The organism is Shewanella sp. c952, from assembly GCF_019654975.1.
Classification (GTDB): Bacteria; Pseudomonadota; Gammaproteobacteria; order Enterobacterales; family Shewanellaceae; genus Shewanella.
Window position 1 is genome coordinate 1 of record NZ_BPEW01000128.1, and the last position, 485, is coordinate 485.

The following is a 485-nucleotide window of genomic DNA, read 5'->3' on the forward strand; positions in this document are numbered from 1 at the left end:
AAGCTGGCCCCATACCGTCACCAATTAAGTAGATAATATTCTTAGGTAGGTATTCAGCTGCAATAATAGGTGCGAAGGGGTCGTCAGTTTCCGCAGCGGCCTCTTTGCTTAATAGCGCAGTACATAATAGAGCTGTACTTAATAGGTAGGCACTAAACAGACCTAGGTTTGAGTTAATAGCCGATAAGCGAGTTATCGAATTTGAGTTTGTCATGTCCAGACTGTCCTAAATATTCAAGAGTCTGTGGCTAACTTAAAGATTGATACTGTTAGCCACCGCCGTCACTAGTGGAATGTCACGTATGCTTTGTTTGGTCGGCTTGGTTCAAATTGAGCGCTAGCTTGCGCCGTATCCGGCTTTTTTAGATAGAGTTCAAGCCAGTTCTCCTGCTCCCATAGCATGTGCATAATTGACTCTTTTGCTTTATAGCTATGGCTCTCATAGGGGAAGGTCACTAGACGTGCTTGTCCCCCGAGCCCACGAG

1 protein-coding gene and 1 pseudogene are annotated in these 485 nt (G+C 45.4%); both read right to left on the bottom strand.

All coding sequences use genetic code 11. The features are described from left to right. Positions 1 to 214, bottom strand: a pseudogene (locus tag K5R16_RS22205) (alkaline phosphatase); the annotation flags it as partial. Between the two features lie 71 nt (positions 215 to 285). After that, positions 286 to 485: hypothetical protein (locus K5R16_RS22210; RefSeq protein WP_220740590.1), on the bottom strand; the 200-nt coding region annotated here is incomplete at its 5' end.